This is a genomic window from Sphingomonas sp. P3_C6 (assembly GCF_056402595.1).
The window spans coordinates 1-537 of the sequence record NZ_JBFUHB010000074.1; the positions used below are offsets into that span (position 1 = coordinate 1).

Below are 537 nucleotides of genomic sequence, written 5' to 3' on the forward strand. Positions count from 1 at the left end.
TCCTCGAGCGTGCGTAGCCGCTTGGTCTCCGACACCTCCAGCCCGCCGAACTTCGATTTCCAGTTGTAAAACGTCGCTGGGCTGATCCCGTGGCGCCGGCATACATCCGCCGTCGCCATCCCCGCTTCCTGCTCCTTCAATATCCCGATGATCTGCTCTTCGCTGAACCTGCTCCGCTTCATCCCGTCCGACTCCCTTCGCGTGTCGGACTCTACTTATCCGCGGTCACATTTCAGGGGAGCACGTCACGTTGTGCCGCCACAGCGCAAAACGGCTCAGAACGCGTAATGGCCCGCGAAGCGAGAGCTAAGCGGGCTGTTTGGTGTGTTTTGCGCATAAAAAAGCCCGCGAGGCTATTGCCTGCGGGATTTGACGTTGGTTGCGGGGACAGGATTTGAACCTGTGACCTTCAGGTTATGAGCCTGACGAGCTACCGGGCTGCTCCACCCCGCGCCAAGGTTCTCCTCCCCTTGAGAGGGGAGGGAAGGACATGTGAATGGGTTCCTGTGAAGTTCCGTTTTTCGTGTTGTTTCACCG

1 protein-coding gene and 1 tRNA gene are annotated in these 537 nt (G+C 58.7%); both read right to left on the reverse strand.

The genetic code is table 11. The features are described from left to right. On the reverse strand, nt 1-182 hold a 182-nt coding region (locus AC1DT7_RS24250; RefSeq protein ID WP_478035884.1), incomplete at its 3' end, for a transposase. Nucleotides 183-376: 194 nt separating this feature from the next. Further along, nucleotides 377-453 (reverse strand) — tRNA-Met (locus AC1DT7_RS24255). Between the last annotated feature and the right edge of the window lie 84 nt (nt 454-537).